Source organism: Mycobacterium sp. 1165178.9 (assembly GCF_001673555.1).
Taxonomy (GTDB): Bacteria; Actinomycetota; Actinomycetes; order Mycobacteriales; family Mycobacteriaceae; genus Mycobacterium.
Genome location: NZ_LZMB01000549.1, coordinates 1 through 18,852, shown reverse-complemented (window position 1 = coordinate 18,852; position 18,852 = coordinate 1). Strand labels below are relative to the sequence as shown.

19 protein-coding genes are annotated in these 18,852 nt (G+C 66.4%); 14 read left to right on the top strand and 5 right to left on the bottom strand.

What is annotated here, in order from left to right; all coding sequences use genetic code 11:
* Window positions 1-771: mannose-6-phosphate isomerase, class I (gene manA / locus A5652_RS23355; RefSeq protein WP_067357480.1), on the top strand; the 771-nt coding region annotated here is incomplete at its 5' end.
* On the opposite strand, the gene A5652_RS23350 is transcribed toward manA, so the two are convergent.
* Window positions 749-2,131 (bottom strand): NAD(P)/FAD-dependent oxidoreductase, encoded by a 1,383-nt coding sequence (locus tag A5652_RS23350; protein WP_156745506.1) that lies wholly within the window; start codon window positions 2,129-2,131, stop codon window positions 749-751. The genes manA and A5652_RS23350 overlap by 23 nt on opposite strands.
* A 99-nt stretch (window positions 2,132-2,230) precedes the next feature.
* Between A5652_RS23350 and A5652_RS23345 the strand changes: the two genes are divergently transcribed.
* The 13 genes from A5652_RS23345 (at window position 2,231) to A5652_RS23290 (ending at window position 16,030) form a co-directional block, all read left to right on the top strand.
* Entirely contained in the window at window positions 2,231-3,748 is a 1,518-nt protein-coding gene (locus A5652_RS23345; RefSeq protein ID WP_067357490.1) for an APC family permease, read from the top strand.
* Between the two features lie 108 nt (window positions 3,749-3,856).
* Window positions 3,857-5,095: an alkane 1-monooxygenase gene (locus A5652_RS23340; RefSeq protein WP_067357473.1), complete on the top strand. Its 1,239-nt coding sequence runs from the start codon at window positions 3,857-3,859 to the stop codon at window positions 5,093-5,095.
* A complete protein-coding gene (locus tag A5652_RS27190) occupies window positions 5,092-5,265 on the top strand; it encodes a rubredoxin (protein WP_082984045.1) in 174 nt (57 codons plus the stop codon). Before A5652_RS23340 ends, A5652_RS27190 begins: the two co-directional genes overlap by 4 nt.
* The gene (locus A5652_RS23335; protein WP_067357470.1) at window positions 5,262-5,480 is read left to right on the top strand and encodes a rubredoxin; all 219 of its coding nucleotides are present in this window, start codon (window positions 5,262-5,264) and stop codon (window positions 5,478-5,480) included. Before A5652_RS27190 ends, A5652_RS23335 begins: the two co-directional genes overlap by 4 nt.
* 50 nt (window positions 5,481-5,530) lie before the next feature.
* Window positions 5,531-6,127, top strand: coding sequence for a TetR family transcriptional regulator (locus tag A5652_RS23330; RefSeq protein ID WP_067357487.1), 597 nt, complete (start codon window positions 5,531-5,533; stop codon window positions 6,125-6,127).
* A gap of 100 nt (window positions 6,128-6,227) precedes the next feature.
* On the top strand, window positions 6,228-7,700 hold the full coding sequence (ahcY, locus tag A5652_RS23325) for an adenosylhomocysteinase (RefSeq protein WP_067357466.1): 1,473 nt from the start codon (window positions 6,228-6,230) through the stop codon (window positions 7,698-7,700).
* Between the two features lie 88 nt (window positions 7,701-7,788).
* On the top strand, window positions 7,789-8,421 hold the full coding sequence (locus A5652_RS23320) for a dTMP kinase (RefSeq protein WP_067357463.1): 633 nt from the start codon (window positions 7,789-7,791) through the stop codon (window positions 8,419-8,421).
* An 80-nt stretch (window positions 8,422-8,501) separates the two neighbouring features.
* The gene (mtrA, locus tag A5652_RS23315; RefSeq protein ID WP_007168097.1) at window positions 8,502-9,188 is read left to right on the top strand and encodes a two-component system response regulator MtrA; all 687 of its coding nucleotides are present in this window, start codon (window positions 8,502-8,504) and stop codon (window positions 9,186-9,188) included.
* A 97-nt stretch (window positions 9,189-9,285) separates the two neighbouring features.
* On the top strand, window positions 9,286-10,962 hold the full coding sequence (gene mtrB / locus A5652_RS23310; protein WP_082984044.1) for an MtrAB system histidine kinase MtrB: 1,677 nt from the start codon (window positions 9,286-9,288) through the stop codon (window positions 10,960-10,962).
* A complete protein-coding gene (lpqB, locus tag A5652_RS23305; protein ID WP_197514077.1) occupies window positions 10,962-12,716 on the top strand; it encodes an MtrAB system accessory lipoprotein LpqB in 1,755 nt (584 codons plus the stop codon). The genes mtrB and lpqB overlap by 1 nt, the downstream gene beginning before the upstream one ends.
* A 340-nt stretch (window positions 12,717-13,056) precedes the next feature.
* Window positions 13,057-13,779 carry a bifunctional 2-polyprenyl-6-hydroxyphenol methylase/3-demethylubiquinol 3-O-methyltransferase UbiG gene (locus tag A5652_RS23300; RefSeq protein ID WP_232001356.1) on the top strand — a complete coding sequence of 241 codons (723 nt, stop codon included), beginning with the start codon at window positions 13,057-13,059 and terminating at the stop codon, window positions 13,777-13,779.
* Window positions 13,780-13,952: 173 nt separating this feature from the next.
* Window positions 13,953-14,996: an AraC family transcriptional regulator gene (locus A5652_RS23295; RefSeq protein WP_067357453.1), complete on the top strand. Its 1,044-nt coding sequence runs from the start codon at window positions 13,953-13,955 to the stop codon at window positions 14,994-14,996.
* Window positions 14,997-15,019: 23 nt separating this feature from the next.
* Window positions 15,020-16,030, top strand: coding sequence for an AraC family transcriptional regulator (locus A5652_RS23290; protein WP_067357450.1), 1,011 nt, complete (start codon window positions 15,020-15,022; stop codon window positions 16,028-16,030).
* Between the two features lie 13 nt (window positions 16,031-16,043).
* Here the strand turns inward: A5652_RS23290 and A5652_RS28210 are convergent, their stop codons facing one another.
* From A5652_RS28210 to A5652_RS23270, 4 genes are all read right to left on the bottom strand, one after another.
* Complete coding sequence (locus A5652_RS28210; protein ID WP_067357447.1) at window positions 16,044-16,355, bottom strand: PaaI family thioesterase; 312 nt, start codon at window positions 16,353-16,355, stop codon at window positions 16,044-16,046.
* 163 nt (window positions 16,356-16,518) lie between these two features.
* Window positions 16,519-17,616 (bottom strand): LLM class flavin-dependent oxidoreductase, encoded by a 1,098-nt coding sequence (locus A5652_RS23280; protein ID WP_082984042.1) that lies wholly within the window; start codon window positions 17,614-17,616, stop codon window positions 16,519-16,521.
* 69 nt (window positions 17,617-17,685) lie between these two features.
* The gene (locus A5652_RS29285; protein WP_369805860.1) at window positions 17,686-17,973 is read right to left on the bottom strand and encodes a helix-turn-helix transcriptional regulator; all 288 of its coding nucleotides are present in this window, start codon (window positions 17,971-17,973) and stop codon (window positions 17,686-17,688) included.
* Between the two features lie 71 nt (window positions 17,974-18,044).
* Window positions 18,045-18,602: a hypothetical protein gene (locus tag A5652_RS23270; RefSeq protein ID WP_082984040.1), complete on the bottom strand. Its 558-nt coding sequence runs from the start codon at window positions 18,600-18,602 to the stop codon at window positions 18,045-18,047.
* Window positions 18,603-18,852 lie beyond the last annotated feature (250 nt).

The following is an 18,852-nucleotide window of genomic DNA, read 5'->3' as shown; positions in this document are numbered from 1 at the left end:
GGCACCGTCGAGCTGTTGCGGGCCCTGGCCGTCTCCGACCTCGACCCGTTCATCGACCTACTGAACGATCAGTCCGACGCCGACGGTCTGCGCGCGCTGTTCACCACCTGGATCACCGCGCCCCAGCCGGACATCGACGTGCTGGTGACCGCCGTGCTGGACGGCGCCATCGCGTACCTCAGCTCGGGCGCAACCGAATTCGCGGGCGAGGCCAAGACGGTGCTGGAGCTCGGCGAGCGCTATCCCGGCGACGCCGGTGTGCTGGCGGCGCTGCTGCTGAACCGCATCAGCCTGGCCCCGGGTGAGGCCATCTTCGTCTCCGCCGGCAATCTGCACACGTACCTGCGCGGTTTCGCGGTGGAGGTGATGGCCAACTCGGACAACGTGTTGCGCGGCGGATTGACTCCCAAGCACGTCGACGTGCCCGAGCTGCTGCGCGTGCTGGACTTCGCCCCCACCACTGAGGAGCACCTGCGGCCGCGGATCCGCCGTGAGGGCTTCGGACTGATCTATGAGACGCCGACCGACGAGTTCGCGGTCGCCCTGCTGGAGCTCGACGACGAGTACGTCGGCCACGAGGTGGACGCGACCTGCAGCCACGACGGCCCGCAGATCCTGTTGTGCACCCAGGGTTCTACGACGGTGCACGGCAAATCCGGCTCGCTGACGTTGAAGCGGGGGATGGCCGCCTGGGTGGCGGCCGACGACGCTCCGATCCGGCTGGAGGCGCACGAGCCCACCAAGCTGTTCAGGGCGACGGTTGGGCTGTGAGGGGGGGCCGCCGTTTGGCGGCTTCGCGCCGCTCGCTGAGCCAGAGCCGCAGGTTGTGCGCCATCGCGCGGCCGATGATTCGCGGCGGCGGGACCATATAGAGGCTGTCGAGCAGCGAGAACCGCCGCAAAAACCATTCCGCCAGAACGGGTTCGGTCTCGGCGGCGCCCAGGAACTGATCGAACAGCGCACCTGAGGGCCGCCACCACCACGGGATCGGCTCCTTGGAGCCGGCGTGGTGGAACGTGACGTCTCCGATCGCGTTCATCGTCCACACCGGGAACGTGCTCTTGGCGGTGGCCCGGTTCAGCTCCGCGGCGACCTGATCGTCCGGGAATTGCAGCGCGCGGCGCAGATGCCCGGCCTGCAGCGAGGTCATCGTCATGCCCTGTCCGAAGGTGGGATTGAAGCTGGCCACCGCGTCGCCGAAGGCGAAGATGCCGGCCGGCAGGCGCTGAAGTTTGTCGTAGCGGCGCCACTTGCTGGCCGGGAAGGCATGAAACGCAGGATCGCCCAGCGGCTCGGCCCGCGTCAGCGCCGCATTGAAGTGGTCCGGGAGCAGCTGCTGCGCCAGCCCGAGCATTTCGGGAAAGGTCCGCGGCGGTTTCGCGTTGGCCACGCCAAATGTGGTGAGGACCCAGGTGCCGTCCTCGTAGCAGAGCATGCCCAGTCCCAGCGACATGTCATGCGAGGCGCCGGCGACCACCACCTTCTCCGCGATCAGCCCGTCGGGGATGCGAAACCGCTGGGTGGCGTAATGAATGCCGATGTCCAGCTCCAATTCGACCGGGCGCTCGAATCCCCATTCCGCCAGCCACACCGGCAGCCGGGTACCCCGGCCGGCCGCGTCGACGACCAGATCCGCGGCTACGAACTCGGGATCCTTGCTCTCGGGGTCGGCCGGATCGAGCAGCACGCCGGTCACCCGTTGTCGCGCGCGGTCGAACCGCGGCTCGGCCACCGAGCGCCGTGCAACGATGACGTTGTCGATGCCCCGGACCCGTTTGCGCAACTGCCATTCCAAATGCGGGCGGCTGGGCACGTACGCGGTGAACTCGTCGCGCAGGGTATGCCCGGTACCCAGCACGTGGCCCGCCGCGCCGAGGTGGATGCAGTCGGGCCGGTTCTCCAGTTTGGGAACGCCCGCGCTCACCATGTCGTCCAGCAGGCCGGGGAAAAGGTTCTCGAATTCGATAGCCCCGCGCGCCATCAACATGTGCAGGTGCCGGTCCTGGGGAACCGTTGCCCGGTTCGCCGGCTCGGCCGGCAACTCGTCGCGCTCATACACCGTTACCCGCGAATACGAATCCGAAAGCACCCGAGCGGCGCAAAGACCGGCGATGCTCCCCCCGATGACCACAGCATGATTCCTGGCCGTTGCTCTGCTATCCGGCATTTGCGGAGAGTACCCAGTACTGTGACGGACCAATGGCTCCCCGCGCTGGGAAAGGGCGAATGCATGGCCAATCGATGGCGGACCAAATCGATCGAGCAGTCAATCGCCGATACCGACGAACCGGACACCAAGCTGCGCAAGGACCTGACCTGGCGGGACCTGGTGGTGTTCGGCGTCGCGGTCGTGATCGGCGCCGGCATTTTCACGGTCACCGCGTCGACCACCGGCGACATCACCGGCCCGGCCATCTGGGTGTCGTTCGTGATCGCGGCGGGCACCTGCGCGCTGGCCGCGCTGTGCTACGCGGAGTTCGCCTCGATGCTGCCGGTGGCCGGTAGCGCCTACACCTTCTCCTACGCCACCTTCGGGGAGTTCCTGGCCTGGATCATCGGCTGGAACCTGGTCCTCGAACTGGCGATCGGTGCCGCGGTCGTGGCCAAGGGCTGGTCGAGCTATCTGGGCACCGTGTTCGGATTCGCCGGCGGCACGGCGAAATTCGGCTCGGCGCAGGTGGACTGGGGGGCGTTGGTCATCGTCGCGGGGGTGGCGACCCTGATCGCGTTGGGCACCAAGTTGTCGTCGAGGTTCTCCGCGGTGATCACCGCGATCAAGGTGTCGGTGGTGATCTTCGTCGTGGTGGTCGGCGTCTTCTACATCAAGCGCGCCAACTACTCGCCGTTCATTCCGAAGGCCGAGGCCGGCCGCGATGCCAAAGGCATCGACCAGTCCGTCTTGTCGTTGCTGACCGGCGCACACAGCAGCCATTACGGCTGGTATGGCGTGCTGGCGGGGGCATCGATCGTGTTCTTCGCATTCATCGGGTTCGACATCGTCGCCACCATGGCCGAGGAGACCAAGAATCCGCAGCGCGATGTGCCGCGGGGAATCCTGGCGTCGCTGGGCATCGTCACCTTGCTCTACGTCGCCGTCGCCATCGTGCTGTCCGGCATGGTCTCCTACACCCAACTCAAGACCGTCCAGGGCCGCGGGCAGGCGAACCTGGCCACCGCCTTCACCGCGAACGGCATCCATTGGGCGAGCAAGATCATCTCTATCGGCGCGCTGGCGGGACTGACCACCGTGGTGATGGTGCTGATGCTCGGCCAGTGCCGGGTCCTGTTCGCCATGGCGCGCGACGGGCTGCTGCCGCGGTCGCTGGCCAAGACCGGCTCGCATGGCACCCCGGTGCGGATCACCGTGGTGGTCGCCGTGGTGGTGGCCGTGACGGCGTCGATTTTCCCCATCACCAAGCTCGAGGAGATGGTGAATGTCGGAACGCTGTTCGCCTTCGTCCTGGTCTCGGCCGGCGTGATGGTGTTGCGCCGGACGCGGCCGGATCTCGAGCGCGGTTTCAAAGCGCCGTGGGTGCCGTTGCTTCCGATCGCATCCATCGCCGCGTGTGTGTGGCTGATGCTCAACCTCACGGCCCTCACCTGGGTCCGGTTCGCCGTCTGGTTGGCGGTCGGCACGGCCATCTACGGCGGCTACGGCTACCGGCACTCGGTGCTGGGCCGGCGCGAGGATCGGGAGCCCGAAGCGAGCGAGGCGCTGGAGGCCGACCCCAATAGCCCGGTGCCGTAGCTCGGTCCCGCACGGTTTTACAAATATGCGTCTTTTGTCTAGACAGAAGACGCAAACACCGGTATTGTCCAATCTCAACGTGGTGTGACTCACAAGGAGGTTTGGCATATGACCACATTCGAACCGCAGCTGAGCTCCGAATCCGAGCCGCTGGCCTGGCGGGACAAGAAGCGCCGCCTGTGGCTGATGGGGCTGATCGCCCCGACGGCGTTGTTCGTGATGCTTCCGCTCATCTGGGCCCTGAACCGGCTGGGCTGGCACGCCGCCGCGCAGGTTCCGCTGTGGATCGGCCCGATCCTGCTCTGGGTCCTGCTGCCCATCCTCGACCTGCGCTTCGGACCCGACGGGCAAAACCCGCCCGACGAGGTCATGGAGCAGCTGGAGAACGACAAGTACTACCGCTACTGCACCTATATCTACGTCCCGTTCCAATACCTGAGCGTGATCTTCGGCGCCTACCTGTTCACCGCGTCGAACCTGAGCTGGTTGGGCTTTGACGGCGCGCTCGGCTGGACCGGCAAGCTGGGGCTGGCGCTGTCGGTCGGTGTGCTCGGCGGCGTCGGCATCAACACCGCCCACGAGATGGGCCACAAGAAGGACTCGGTGGAGCGCTGGCTGTCCAAGATCACCCTGGCGCAGACCTGGTACGGGCACTTCTACATCGAGCACAACCGCGGCCACCACGTGCGCGTCGCCACCCCGGAGGACCCCGCGTCGGCGCGCTTCGGCGAGACCTTCTGGGAGTTCTTGCCGCGCAGCGTCTTCGGTAGCCTGCGTTCATCGCTGCGGCTGGAGGCGCAACGGATCCGCCGGCAGGGCTCCAGCCCGTGGCACCCCAAGACGTATCTGTCCAACGACGTCCTCAACGCCTGGTTGATGTCGGTGGTGCTGTGGGGCGTGCTGATCGCGATCTTCGGCCCGGCGCTGATCCCCTTCGTGATCATCCAGGCGGTCTTCGGCTTCAGCCTGCTCGAGTCGGTCAACTACCTGGAGCACTACGGCTTACTGCGGCAGAAGAATTCGAGCGGACGCTACGAGCGCTGCACCCCCGCGCACAGCTGGAACTCCGACCACGTGGTGACGAATCTGTTCCTGTATCACCTGCAGCGGCACAGCGATCACCACGCCAACCCCACCCGGCGGTACCAGACGCTGCGCAGCATGGCGGGCGCGCCGAACCTGCCGAGCGGATACGCGTCGATGATCTCGCTCACCTACTTCCCGCCGCTGTGGCGCAAGGTGATGGACCACCGGGTGCTCGCGCACTACGACGGCGACATCACCCGGATCAACGTGCAGCCGCGGCTGCGTGAGAAGGTGCTGGCCCGCTACGGGGTGACGGCATGACCGCCTACCGTTGCCCCGGCTGCGATTACACCTACGACGAAACGAAAGGCGCACCGCGGGAAGGCTTTCCCGCGGGCACGCCGTTCAGTGACATCCCCGAAGACTGGTGCTGCCCCGATTGTGCGGTGCGCGAGAAGGTCGATTTCGAAGTAATAGGAGTGAACCGATGAGCGACCGCGATGAGCCCTTGAGCGAAGAGCATCAAGCCCAGTTCAAGCTCTTCATCTGCGTGCAATGCGGATTCGAGTACGACGAGGCCAAGGGCTGGCCGGAAGACGGCATCGCGCCCGGGACCCGGTGGGACGACATCCCCGAGGACTGGAGCTGCCCGGATTGCGGCGCTGCGAAGACCGATTTCGAGATGGTGGAGATCGCCCGGCCGTGATCGGAGCCACCGCGACGGCGAAAGCCGCTATTGTCGCGCCTGTGAAGCGGATGCCGTACGCCGAGGCGTCGCGTGCCCTGCTGCGGGACTCGGTGCTCGATGCGATGCGGGATCTGCTGCTGACCCGGGACTGGTCGGCCATCACCCTGTCCGATGTGGCCCGCGCCGCGGGCATCAGCCGGCAGACGATCTACAACGAGTTCGGCTCCCGGCAGGGCCTGGCGCAGGGGTATGGCCTGCGCCTGGCCGATCGGCTGGTCGACGCCGTCAACGCCGCGCTGCAAGCCAACGTCGGCAACATCTATCAGGCGTTCCTGCAGGGTTTCCGCGACCTGTTCACCGAGCTGTCGGCGGACCCCCTGGTGATCTCGCTGCTTACCGGGGTGGCCAAGCCGGACCTCCTGCAGATCATCACCATCGGCAGCGCCCCCATCATCAACCGCGCCTCCGAACGGCTCACCATGTCGCTCACCCAGAGCTGGGTGGCCACCAGCGACGAGGACGCCGGGGTGCTGGCGCGCGCCATTGTGCGGCTGGCGCTGAGCTACGTGTCGATGCCGCCCGAGGCGGACCATAACGTGGCGGCCGATCTGGCGCAGTTGATGACGCCGTTCGCGGAGCGTCATGGCGTCATCAACGTTCCCTGACCCGCAAGGCGCGTCGGCCCGCGACTACAGTGGCCCAAGAACATACCTAAGCTAATTACCGCTTGGATCCGAGCGAGCCGAAGAAGGAAGAACACAGGTTATGACGACGACCGAAAACGCACTCACCCCCGAGGTTCGAAACGGCATCGATTTCAAGGTCGCCGATCTGTCGTTGGCGGATTACGGTCGCCGGGACATCGAGCTCTCGGAGCAGGAGATGCCGGGTCTGATGTCGCTGCGTCGCGAGTACCACGACGTGCAGCCGCTCAAGGGGGCGCGCATCTCGGGTTCGCTGCACATGACCGTGCAGACCGCGGTACTGATCGAGACCCTCGTCGCGCTGGGCGCCGAGGTGCGCTGGGCGTCCTGCAACATTTTCTCGACCCAGGACCACGCCGCCGCCGCGGTGGTCGTCGGCCCGCATGGCACCCCGGAGGAGCCCAAGGGCGTCCCGGTGTACGCGTGGAAGGGCGAGACGCTCGAGGAGTACTGGTGGGCCGCCGAGCAGGTGCTGACCTGGCCCGACGAGCCGGCCAACATGATCCTGGACGACGGCGGTGACGCCACCATGCTGGTGCTGCGCGGTGCCCAGTACGAGAAGGCCGGCGTGGTGCCGCCGGATGAGGAAGACGACTCGACCGAGCACCGGGTGTTTTTGAACCTGCTGCGCAAGCGCTTCGAGACCGACAAGGACAAGTGGACCAAGATCGCCGCGTCGATCAAGGGCGTCTCCGAGGAGACCACCACCGGCGTGCTGCGGCTTTACCAGTTCGCCGCCGCCGGCGACCTCGCGTTCCCGGCGATCAACGTCAACGACTCGGTCACCAAGAGCAAGTTCGACAACAAGTACGGCTGCCGGCACTCGCTGATCGACGGCATCAACCGCGGCACCGACGTGCTGATCGGCGGCAAGAAGGTGCTGATCTGCGGCTACGGCGACGTCGGTAAGGGGTCCGCCGAGTCGGTGGCCGGGCAGGGCGCACGGGTGACGGTCACCGAGATCGACCCGATCAACGCCCTGCAGGCGCTGATGGAGGGCTTCGACGTCAAGACGGTGGAGGACGTCGTCGGCGAGGCCGACATCATCATCACCACGACCGGCAACAAGGACATCATCACCCTCGAGCACATGAAGGCGATGAAGGACAAGGCGATCCTGGGCAACATCGGCCACTTCGACAACGAGATCCAGATCGCCCGGCTGGAGAAGTCCGGCGCCACCAAGACCAACATCCGTCCGCAGGTCGACCTGTGGACCTTCCCCGACACCGGCAAGTCGATCATCGTGCTGTCCGAGGGCCGGCTGCTGAACCTGGGTAACGCGACCGGACACCCGTCCTTCGTGATGAGCAACAGCTTCTCCAACCAGGTCATCGCCCAGATCGAGCTGTGGACCAAGAACGACGAGTACGACAACGAGGTCTACCGGCTGCCCAAGCACCTCGACGAGAAGGTGGCCCGCATCCACGTGGAGGCGCTCGGTGGCCAGCTGACCAAGCTCACCAAGGAGCAGGCCGAGTACATCGGCGTCGACGTCGACGGCCCCTACAAGGCCGACCACTACCGCTACTGAGCCGGCGCTTTGGCCCAACGCCCGGCCAGCGGGGCGTTGGGCACCGAGCGCCCGGCATGCCGGGTGCTCGACAGACTAGGCTCGCGCCGTGCTGATCGCGATCGAAGGCATCGACGGCGCCGGCAAGCGGACGCTGACGGACAAGCTCCGCAACCTGTTTGCGGCCGACGGCAAGTCGGTCGCCATGCTGGCGTTTCCGCGTTATGGGCGATCGGTCACCGCCGACATCGCGTCCGAGGCCCTGCACGGCGAGCACGGCGACCTCGCGTCGTCGGCGTATGCGATGGCGATGCTCTTCGCGCTGGACCGCGCCGGGGCGGTCGACGAGATCGATGCGCTGCGCCGCGAGCACGACGTGGTGATCATGGATCGCTACGTCGCCTCCAACGCGGCGTACACCGCCGCCCGTTTACACCAGGACGCCGCCGGGCCCGCCGTGCAATGGATACACGCGCTGGAATATCAGCGTCTCGGGCTGCCCGCGCCCGACTGGCAGGTGTTGCTCGCGGTGCCCGCGGAACTGGCCGGCCGGCGCGCCCGCAGCCGGGCCGAGTCCGATCCGGACCGGGCGCGCGACAGCTACGAACGCGATGACGGGCTTCAGCAACGCACCGGCGCGGTCTACGCCGAACTGGCCACCGCGGGCTGGGGCGGCCGTTGGCTGAGCGTCGACGCGGACGTCGATCCGGGCCGGTTGGCCGCCGATTTGGCCGCCAACTAGCACAGATTTGTCACGATTCGGCCGTTTCGAGGGAGAAACGCCCGTGTGGTGCCCGAGTTTTGTCCCGATCTGGTGACACCATGGACTCCATGAGGCAAAGGATTTTGGTCGTCGACGACGACGCTTCGCTAGCCGAGATGCTCACCATCGTGCTTCGTGGGGAGGGTTTCGACACTGCGGTCATCGGTGACGGCACCCAGGCCCTGACTGCGGTGCGCGAACTGCGCCCCGATTTGGTGTTGTTGGACCTGATGCTGCCAGGCATGAACGGCATCGACGTGTGCCGGGTGTTGCGCGCCGATTCCGGCGTGCCGATCGTGATGTTGACCGCCAAGACGGACACCGTCGACGTGGTCCTGGGCCTCGAGTCGGGTGCCGACGACTACATCATGAAACCGTTCAAGCCGAAGGAGCTGGTGGCCCGGGTGCGAGCGCGGCTGCGGCGCAACGACGACGAGCCGGCCGAGATGCTGTCCATCGCCGACGTCGAGATCGACGTGCCGGCGCACAAGGTCACCCGCAACGGTGAGCAGATCTCCCTGACGCCGCTGGAATTCGACTTGCTGGTGGCGTTGGCGCGCAAACCGCGGCAGGTGTTTACTCGTGATGTGCTGCTCGAACAGGTGTGGGGCTATCGTCACCCGGCGGATACCCGGTTGGTGAACGTGCACGTCCAGCGTCTGCGGGCCAAGGTCGAGAAAGACCCTGAGAACCCGACCGTGGTGTTGACCGTTCGAGGAGTGGGTTACAAGGCCGGACCTCCGTGACCGTCGGCGTCGGTGCAGGGCGCCGCGGTGCTAAATGGCGGCGCTCCGGCACCGGTAGCCACAGTGTGAAACGTCGTGAAGAGGGGGAGCGCCGGCGGTGATCTGGGGCTCCCGGCGACGTACTCGGAGCCGCTGGGGGCGCTCCGGCCCCATGACTCGTGGCATGGGTACGGTCAGCCGGGCCGTGGCCATTGCCTGGCGGCGCTCGCTGCAGCTGCGGGTGGTGGCGCTGACGCTGGGGCTGTCACTCGCGGTCATTTTGGCGCTCGGTTTCGTATTGACTTCTCAGGTCACCAACCGCGTGCTCGACGTCAAGGTCAAGGCCGCGATGGAACAGATCGAGCGGGCGCGCACCACCGTGGGCGGGATCGTCAACGGCGAAGAGGCGCGTTCGCTGGACAGCAGCCTGCAACTGGCGCGCAACACGCTGACCTCCAAGACCGATCCGGCCTCGGGTGCGGGGCTGGCCGGCGCCTTCGACGCGGTCCTGATGGTGCCGGGCGACGGCCCGCGGGCGGCGACCACGGCCGGCCCCGTCGACCAGGTGCCCGGTTCCCTGCGCGGCTTCGTCAAGGCCGGGCAGGCGGCCTATCAGTACGCCGTCGTGCACACCGACGGGTTCTCCGGACCGGCGCTGATCGTCGGTACGCCGGCGTCGTCCCAGGTGGCCAACCTGGAGTTGTACCTGATCTTCCCGCTGAAGAACGAGCAGGCCACCATCCAGCTGGTGCGCGGCACCATGATCACCGGCGGCGCGGTGCTGCTGGTGCTGCTGGCCGGGATCGCTCTGCTGGTGTCGCGTCAGGTGGTGGTGCCGGTGCGGTCGGCGTCGCGCATCGCGGAACGATTCGCCGAAGGCCATCTGTCCGAACGCATGCCGGTGCGCGGTGAGGACGACATGGCGCGGCTGGCGATGTCGTTCAACGACATGGCCGAGAGCCTGTCGCGTCAGATCACCCAGCTGGAGGAGTTCGGTAATCTGCAGCGCCGCTTCACATCCGACGTGAGCCACGAGCTGCGCACCCCGCTGACCACGGTGCGGATGGCCGCCGACCTGATCTATGACCACAGCGCCGACCTGGACCCGACGCTGGCGCGCTCTACCGAGCTGATGGTCAACGAGCTGGACCGGTTCGAGTCGCTGCTCAACGACCTGCTCGAAATCTCCCGGCACGACGCCGGTGTGGCCGAGCTGTCCGTCGAGGCCGTCGACCTGCGCACCACCGTGCAGAGCGCGCTGAGCAACGTGGGGCATCTGGCCGAAGACGCGGGCATCGAACTGAAAGTGAATCTGCCGACCGAAGAGGTGATCGCCGAGGTCGATACGCGCCGAGTGGAGCGCATCCTGCGCAACCTGATCGCCAACGCCATCGACCACGCCGAGCACAAGCCGGTCAAGATCCGGATGGCCGCCGACGAGGACACGGTTGCCGTCACCGTCCGCGACTACGGGGTCGGGCTGCGACCGGGCGAGGAGAAGCTGGTGTTCAGCCGGTTCTGGCGGGCCGACCCCTCGCGGGTGCGCCGATCCGGCGGCACCGGGCTCGGCCTGGCGATCAGCATCGAGGACGCGCGCCTGCACCAGGGCAGGCTGGAGGCGTGGGGCGAACCGGGTGACGGCTCGTGCTTCCGGCTGACGCTGCCGCTGGTTCGCGGCCACAAGGTCACCACCAGCCCGCTGCCCATGAAGCCGATCCCGCAACCCACGCCCACGGGCCCTCAGCACGCGAAAGACCGTACGCGGCAACGAGAGCCGGCCGAGAGGACACTGTGATGCGGCGGTTGTTGAGCCTGCTGATGCTGGCCATGCTGCTCGCCGGTTGCGCCGGGGTGCCCAGCTCGTCGGCGCCCCAAGCCATCGGCACCGTCGAGCGGCCCGCGCCGTCGAACCTGCCCAAGCCGACCCCGGGCATGGACCCCGACGTGCTGCTGCGCGAATTCTTCAAGGCCACAGCCGATCCCGCGAACCGGCATCTTGCTGCGCGGCAATTCCTCACCCAGTCGGCGTCCAACGCGTGGGACGATGCCGGTAGCGCGCTGCTGATCGACCATGTGGTGTTCGTCGAAACGCGTGCGGCCGAACGTGTTTCGGCGACCATGCGAGCGGACATCCTGGGTTCGCTGTCCGACGTGGGGGTGTTCGAAACCGCCGAGGGAGTGCTGCCCGACCCCGGACCGATCGAATTGGTCAAGACCTCCGGCGGTTGGCGTATCGACCGGTTGCCCAATGGAGTGTTCCTGGATTGGCAGCAGTTTCAGTCCACCTATAAGCGCAACACGCTGTACTTCGACGACCCGACCGGCAAGACGGTGGTCCCCGACCCGCGCTACGTCGCGGTGCCCGATCACGACCAATTGGCCACCGAGCTGATCTCCAAGCTGATCGCCGGACCGCGGCCCGAGATGGCGCATACCGTCCGCAATCTGCTCGCACCGCCGCTGCGGCTGCGCGGGCCGGTGACCCGGGCAGACGGCGGCAAGAACGGCATCGGGCGCGGTTACGGCGGTGCGCGCGTCGATCTCGAGAAGCTGTCCACCACCGATCCGCACAGCCGGCAATTGCTTGCGGCACAGATCATTTGGACGCTGGCCAGGGCCGACATCCGGGGGCCGTATGTGATCAGCGCTGACGGCGCTCCGCTGGACGACCGGTTCCGCGACGGGTGGACCACCTCCGACGTCGCGGCCACCGATCCCGGCGCGGCCGACGGCGCGGGCGCGGGGCTGCATGCCCTGGTGAACGGCTCACTGGTGTCGCTGGACGGCCAGCACACCACGATGGTGGCCGGCGCGTTCGGCCGCATGGGCGACCAGACCGGCGCGGCGTTGTCGCGCAGCGGCAGGCAGGTGGCGTCGGTGGTGACACTGCATCGCGGTGCCCCGGACATGGCCGCGTCCTTGTGGATCGGCGATCTCGGCCAGGAGGCGGTGCAGTCCGCCGACGGGCACACCCTGTCGCGGCCGACCTGGTCGCTCGACGACGTCGTCTGGGTGGTGGTCGACGGCAACAACGTGTTGCGGGCGATTCAGGAGCCGGCCTCCGGGCAACCCGCGCGCCTTCCGGTGGATTCGGTGGCGGTGGCCACCCGGTTCCCGGGACCGATCACCGACCTGCAGCTGTCCCGCGACAGCACCCGCGCCGCGATGGTGATCGGTGGCCAGGTGATCCTCGCCAGCGTCGAGCAGACCCAGGCCGGGCAGTACGCCCTGACCTTCCCCCGCCGGCTCGGCTTCGGGTTGGGCAATTCGGTGGTGTCGCTGTCGTGGCGCACCGGTGACGACCTTGTGGTGACGCGTACCGACGCCAGCCATCCGGTGTCCTACGTGAACATCGACGGGGTGAATTCCGACGCGCCGCCGCACGGTTTACAGATGCCGGTGACGACGGTGGTCGCCAACCCGTCGACGGCCTACGTCGCGGGTCCGCAAGGGGTGCTGCAGTATTCGCCATCGGCCGACGGTCAGCAGGGTTGGTCGGACGTGCCCGGGCTGACGGTGCCCGGGGCGGCCCCCGTGCTGCCGGGCTAGTTCGCCGGCTTCGTCGCGAAGTGCGGGCCGGTGCCGTCGTCGCTCAGCATGATGGGTTCGGCTTAGGGCCGCAGGCGGGCGGGCTTGGCGTGCGACGCTGTCCCGGCGGCCGCGCCTAACCGGATTACGCGCGGCATCGGACGGGGTGCGTAAACCTTCCGAGGCGGCACGTCGCGCCGACGCCATTGACACTTATCGTTGTCGACGAGCACGCAGGACGGAGCCGCTAGTGTTGGACGACGAGACTCGGGCCAAAATGATTGCTAACAGCCGTAATTGGGACGCTCGGGCGCCAATCCATGTGGCCAGCGACTTCTATGGGGTCGGTGACCGAGATCCGATGAGCTGGTTCGCGCCTTTCGAGTGGCGCGACCTCAGCCGGCTCGACGGCCGCGAAGTCCTGCACTTGCAATGTCACTTGGGCGTCGAGACGATGGCTTTCGCCCTCAAAGGTGCGCACACCACCGGACTGGACTTCTCGAATGTCTCCGTGCAGGAGGCGCGGCGGATCGCTCGGGAGGCGGGCCTGACGATCGATTACGTGTGCGCTGATGTCTACGAGGCTCAAGAAGCGTTAGGAGCGGAACGCTTCGACATCGCCTACACGGGGAAGGGTGCGCTGTGCTACCTGCCCGATTTGGACGGGTGGGCGCGCACCATTGGGCGGCTGCTCAAGCCCGCCGGCTTTTTGTACCTCGTGGAATTTCACCCGCTGCTCAACGCGCTCGGCCCCACTCAGAAGACCGGCACCGCTAATGATTTGGTGATCCAGCACGACTACCTTGGCGGCCGTGGATCAGTCGAACGCGACAGCAGCCACAGCTATACAGATGGCCCGGGCCTGACCCGCGACACCCTGCACTACGAGTGGCCACACGGCTTAGGGGAAGTCATCACCGCCCTGGCGCGAACCGGGTTCGCCATCGAGAGCCTCACCGAGGCATGCCTGCTTCCCTGGCGGCGCTGGCCGCAGATGGTTCGAACCGACAACGGCTGGTGGACTATGCCGGAAAGCGAACCGCGATTCCCGGTTGTCTACGGGCTCAAGGCAACCAAACGCTAGCGTGACGCCAGCCGGTCCGACACGACTGCCGTGACGCGTCCACCCTCGGGCAGCCCTGGCCAGTTTGCGTACGCCTCTGGACAGATCGCGCAGACTTCCGCCGGCGGCGTAGCGCAGCAAAGTCGGCGGCGCTAGCGTCGCGTGCGCAGGTGTCGAGGAGGGACCCGCGCACGATGGGCAAGGACGAACAGGAGACGGAAGGGCCGACGGCCGACGCGCCGCGAGCGCACATATGGACACCGGCAAAGGAGTTCGATGATTTTGCCCGGGTCTGCTGCGGCCAGCCACACCTTCGATTGTTGGCCGATCCCGATTCGTTCTCGCTCACCCAGCGCGTGGCACGGATGGGCCCGGTCACATTGTCCGAAATCGACGTTGGATCCGACTTGCCCATGGATGGCGGCCAGGTATGCGGCGCCTATCGCGTGATCGTCGTGCAAGCGGGCCGCACGGAAGTTGAACACAGGGGCCACTCCGTCGTCGGCGGTCCGGGCAGTGCTGCCGTGTTCACGCCGGAGGGTCTCGGCAAAGGGCAATGGGATGCGGGAAGCAGACTCGTCTGTTTCAAGATCGACCGCCCCGCAGTCGATGATGCTCTCAGCGACGCGCTCGGCCGGCAGGTGACGTCTCAGGTCGACTTCACCCCCCTCCTGCCGACCGATGCGGCGCCGACGCAAAGTTGGATAAACATGCTGGTGTCGTTCAAGGACCAGTTTTTCCGGCCCGACAGCGTGCTGAACCAGCCGCTGGTCGGGCTGCCATTCGTCGACGGCCTGGTCCGCGGGTTCTTGCTCGCCGCCGAGCATCCGCACCTCGACGCCCTGATCCGAGACGAACGGCGGACGGCACCGCGGGCGATTCGTCACGCCGTCGACATCATCGAAGAGGAAGCACACTTGCCTTTGACGTTGTCCTCGATCGCCGCCCGTAGCCACATAAGTGTCCGTACGTTGCAGCAAGGTTTCCAGCGCCACCTGGACACCACCCCGATGGCATACCTGCGCGAGGTTCGACTGCGCCGGGCGCACGAGACCTTGCTGACGTCCGACCCGTCGATGGTCACCGTGGCTTCGGTCGCCTACCGGTGGGGCTTCAGCAACCTCGGCAGGTTTGCCGCTGCGCACGCCGCTCGCTATCGTGAGACTCCTACCCAGACGTTGCGCCGCCGAGTGGTCCATCGTCGCGCAACGGATCTGGTGATCCACAGAACTGCGTAGCCGTGCCGAAAGAGAGTCACGCCATGGCACACCAGACAGCAGCTGCCGCGGTGCCGGTAGCCGACAACGCGTGGGTTTCGGTGCGGTCGTTGGACGCCTTCGCCGAGTTACGCAAGAGCCAGATGCAGTCATCGGCGTACTGGTGGCCCGAGATCGGGCCACTCGGCGGCACGAACTCTTTTTCATTCACGCACCGTATGCGTCGGTTGGGCCCAATCACCGTGCTGGACGCGGATTTTCACGACAATGTCTGGGTGAACGGCGGTGAGCTGCGTCCCCATTACCACGTCACTGTGCCGGTCGCTGCGCCCTCGGCCGCGACCGATAACGGTCTGTCTCTCGCCGCGGAGCCTGGCTCAGTTGCGGTCTATCGCCCCGAGGGCAGCGCGGGCATGGACGGTTACGTCGGCCGCCTGCTGGCGGTGATGATCGATCGTCATGCCATCGAAGACGCTCTCGCCGATGCGCTGGGGCGCCCGGTGACCTCGCAAATCGAGTTCGAACCCGTCATGTCGGCGACGGCTCAAGCCGTCCGCAGCTGGATCGCCATGGTATCGGTGTTCACCGAGCACCTGTTTCGGCCCCACAGCCTCCTGCATGAGCCGATGGTCGGGATGCCGTTCGCCGATAGCGTGGTCCGCGGTCTCCTGCTGGCCACGGACCACCCCTTTCGCACGGCCCTGGAGGGGGAGGCGCCCGAGCCTCCGCCGCGCATCATCGGCGCGGCAATCGAGGTCATCGAGGCCGAACCGGACCGGCCGTGGACGGTCTCGACGCTGGCCGCACGCATCTGTATCAGCGTCCGCTCGCTGCAGCAGGGCTTCCAGCGCCACCTGGGCACCACGCCGATGGCCTACCTGCGCGAGGTCCGGCTGCGCCGAGCCCACCAGAACTTGCTCGAGTCCGACCCGTCCACCGCCACCGTCGCCTCAGTCGCTTACCGCTGGGGCTTCAGCAATCTCGGTAGGTTCGCTGCCGCACACACCGCTCGCTACCGCGAGCCGCCGCTGCAGACGTTGCGCCGCAGTGCCTAGTCGATCAGGCGACTCACACGTACCGACTGATATCCCTCAACTGGGCAACAACGGAAGCCGAGGCGACCGACCTTCCTGGCTTGTCCGCCAAGTCCGCCCTGAGCACCGCTGATGTCCTGGTCAGCGACAGCACGCGAGCGGTGACAACAAACAGGCTTCCCGTCCCTGCGCGCAAGTAGTTGACGGTCATCGTCAGCGTTGGGAAACCATGGCCCGTCACCAGGGTGCCGCAGTGCGTCGCCGCTTGATCCAGCATCTCGGCGATGGAGCCACCGCTGAGAGTCTTGAATGCCGTGAAGCGTTCAGGCCCAGGATCAAACGACATCGTAAGGGACTTTTGCAAGCGTGACCCTGTCTCAAATCGGGCGTTCAGAGCTGAAAGTTGCGGGGGCAGAGCAGTATTCATCGCAGCGATCCATTCCGGTTCGGAAAGCTCCGCTCCGGATTCACCGAAAAGACGCCGATATGCATGGGGGCTCGACGTGAGGCTATTTTGCACTGACGGTCCTTTCCCGATCACCCGGTCCCCGAGTGGCGCTGTGCTGTAAGCGCGGTAGCCGATGATGCGACTGAACCGGAGTCCACCCCAGCTTCGGCCCCAGATTCTCGGCCAGGTCGGTGACGATCTGCACGTGATCGTCTTCCTGAAATCCGTGTGGCAATGCGACGGCCACCTCGTCGACGCGCTGAAAGCCGTCGTGGGCGTGGAGTACCTCGGCGAGTTCCTCGGATGTACCTACGAAGTCGGGCGAGGCGATCATGCCGCGCGGGCCCGTAGGTTGCCCGGTGCCGATGCGGCGTTTGACGTAGGCACGGTACCGTTCGACCTGTCTCGCCGACGCGGAATCGGTCGGGATCACCACCAATGACTGTGAAACACGGGCGGTTTCGGGGCTGGGATGGTGTGCGCGGAACGCGTCGATGTGCTTAGCCTGGATCGTGGCGAAGTCAAGCGATTGGGCGCCTTCGCTGCTGACCAGATTGGCGGTGAGGTAGTTGAGGCCGTTAAGCCCGGCCCACACTGCGGACTGCATCCCCCCGCCGTACCACACCCGGCCGGCCAGGCCGGGCGAATGAGGCTGGACTCGGCGGAAGAACTTGTCGTGGCCCAAATTTCCCTCGAAATCGCTGACTGGATCACCGCGCAGGCACGCCAGCAATCGCGCCACCCGTGCCTTCGTGAAGTTCTCCATCTCGTGGGTCTCCGGATACAGCGCCGCTTTGAAGTGTTCATACAGGAGTGGCATGCCCACCGAGACGCCGGGATTGAGTCGTCCACGGGACAGGATGTCGACGGTGGCCAGATCTTCGGCCAATCGCAGTGGGTTCTCCAGGCCGAGCGGGATCACCGCGGTACCCAACTCGATTCGGCGGGTGCGCTGGCTGGCGGCGGCCAACAGTGCCACGGGTGAGGAGATGCCCGGTTGCAGATGCCGCTGTCGCACCCAAACACTGTCGAAGCCCAGGGCCTCGGCCCGCTCGATCATTCGCAGTGTCTCCTCGTGGCCGGGTCCCGGATCGGCGTTATCAAATCGGCCGATGGTGAGGAAACCCATTCTGAGCAAGGGCGTTCCGCGGTCAGGCATGGCTTTGAAGCTAATGCGGCGGCTGCGTGGCGGCCAGCCGAAAGGCGCACTGATCGGGCCAGATTGCGCCTAGCGCCGACATGCCATCCGGTGCAGGGTCGCCGAGGGCGTCTCGCCGTACCGGTTTGCGTGTGCGGTAGCGAACCGGCCGAGATTGGTGAAGCCCCACCGGTACGCGACGGAGGACACCGTGACCTCCGATGGGTCGGACTCCCGCAGAGTCTGGTGGGCTCGGCGCAGTCGGACGTCGCGCAAGTACGCCATCGGCGACATACCCAGATAGCTGCGGAAGCCCTCTTGGAGGGAACGGACACTGACGTGGCTGCGTGCCGCAAGCGAGGAGACCGTCGTGGGCAGGTGGGCCTCATCTTCGATGATGTCGATTGCCGCGCGGATGGCCCGGGGCGGGGCCTGCCCGGCGCCGGTCGCTACGGCTTCGCGATGCGGTGATCGATGGCCAGTAAGAATCCGCGCACCAGGCTGTCGACATACGGACCTGCGACCAACGGTTGGCGCAACAGGCTGTCGGGCCGGGAAAATTGGTCCGCGAACAGCATCAGCATGTTGACCCAGCTCCGAGTCGGCGCGGCAGCAACGGGCGTGACGGGTGTGAAGTCCACTTGTGACTTCAAGGATCGACCGAGTGCCTCACTGAGAGCGTCGTCGACAGCGGCGCGGTCGATCTTTACGCCCAACATCCGGCTGTCCGCCGTCCAATGCGCTGCGCCGTAGCCGTCCGGCTGATACACGGCGACAGTGCCGGCACCGGCGCACAGCGACAGCTTACTGTGGATGGATTTAAGGCGGCCCGACTGCACCACATTGATGCGATATCCGCTGCAATGATCACCGGAATCCATGAATACGTCTGCGGCTGTGACGAATTCGCTGAAGGCGATAGATCCCATCCGACCCGTGCGCTGAGTGAGCGAGAACGTGTCTGCATTACCTCGCAGCTCGAGGTGGGGTTCCTGGCAGCACAGCACGGCGAAGTCGTCAAGCGATGTCGTCGTCGTTTATCCGCCGGTGTCCGAAACGCCGGCTGTCCGCGGGGCGATCACTCGGTCAGACTTCCCTTCCGCGGCACCGTCGCCTCGGCAAGCTACCCGCCGCGACGCCGCCGATGCCAGTGTCGAGCGTACGCCGCAGCGATCACCAGCGGCGGATAACCTGCGCAATCCGGCCGAATCGTCGCGTGCCGCGGCTAGGCGGCGCTGGGTGGGGCTCGTTAGCGTT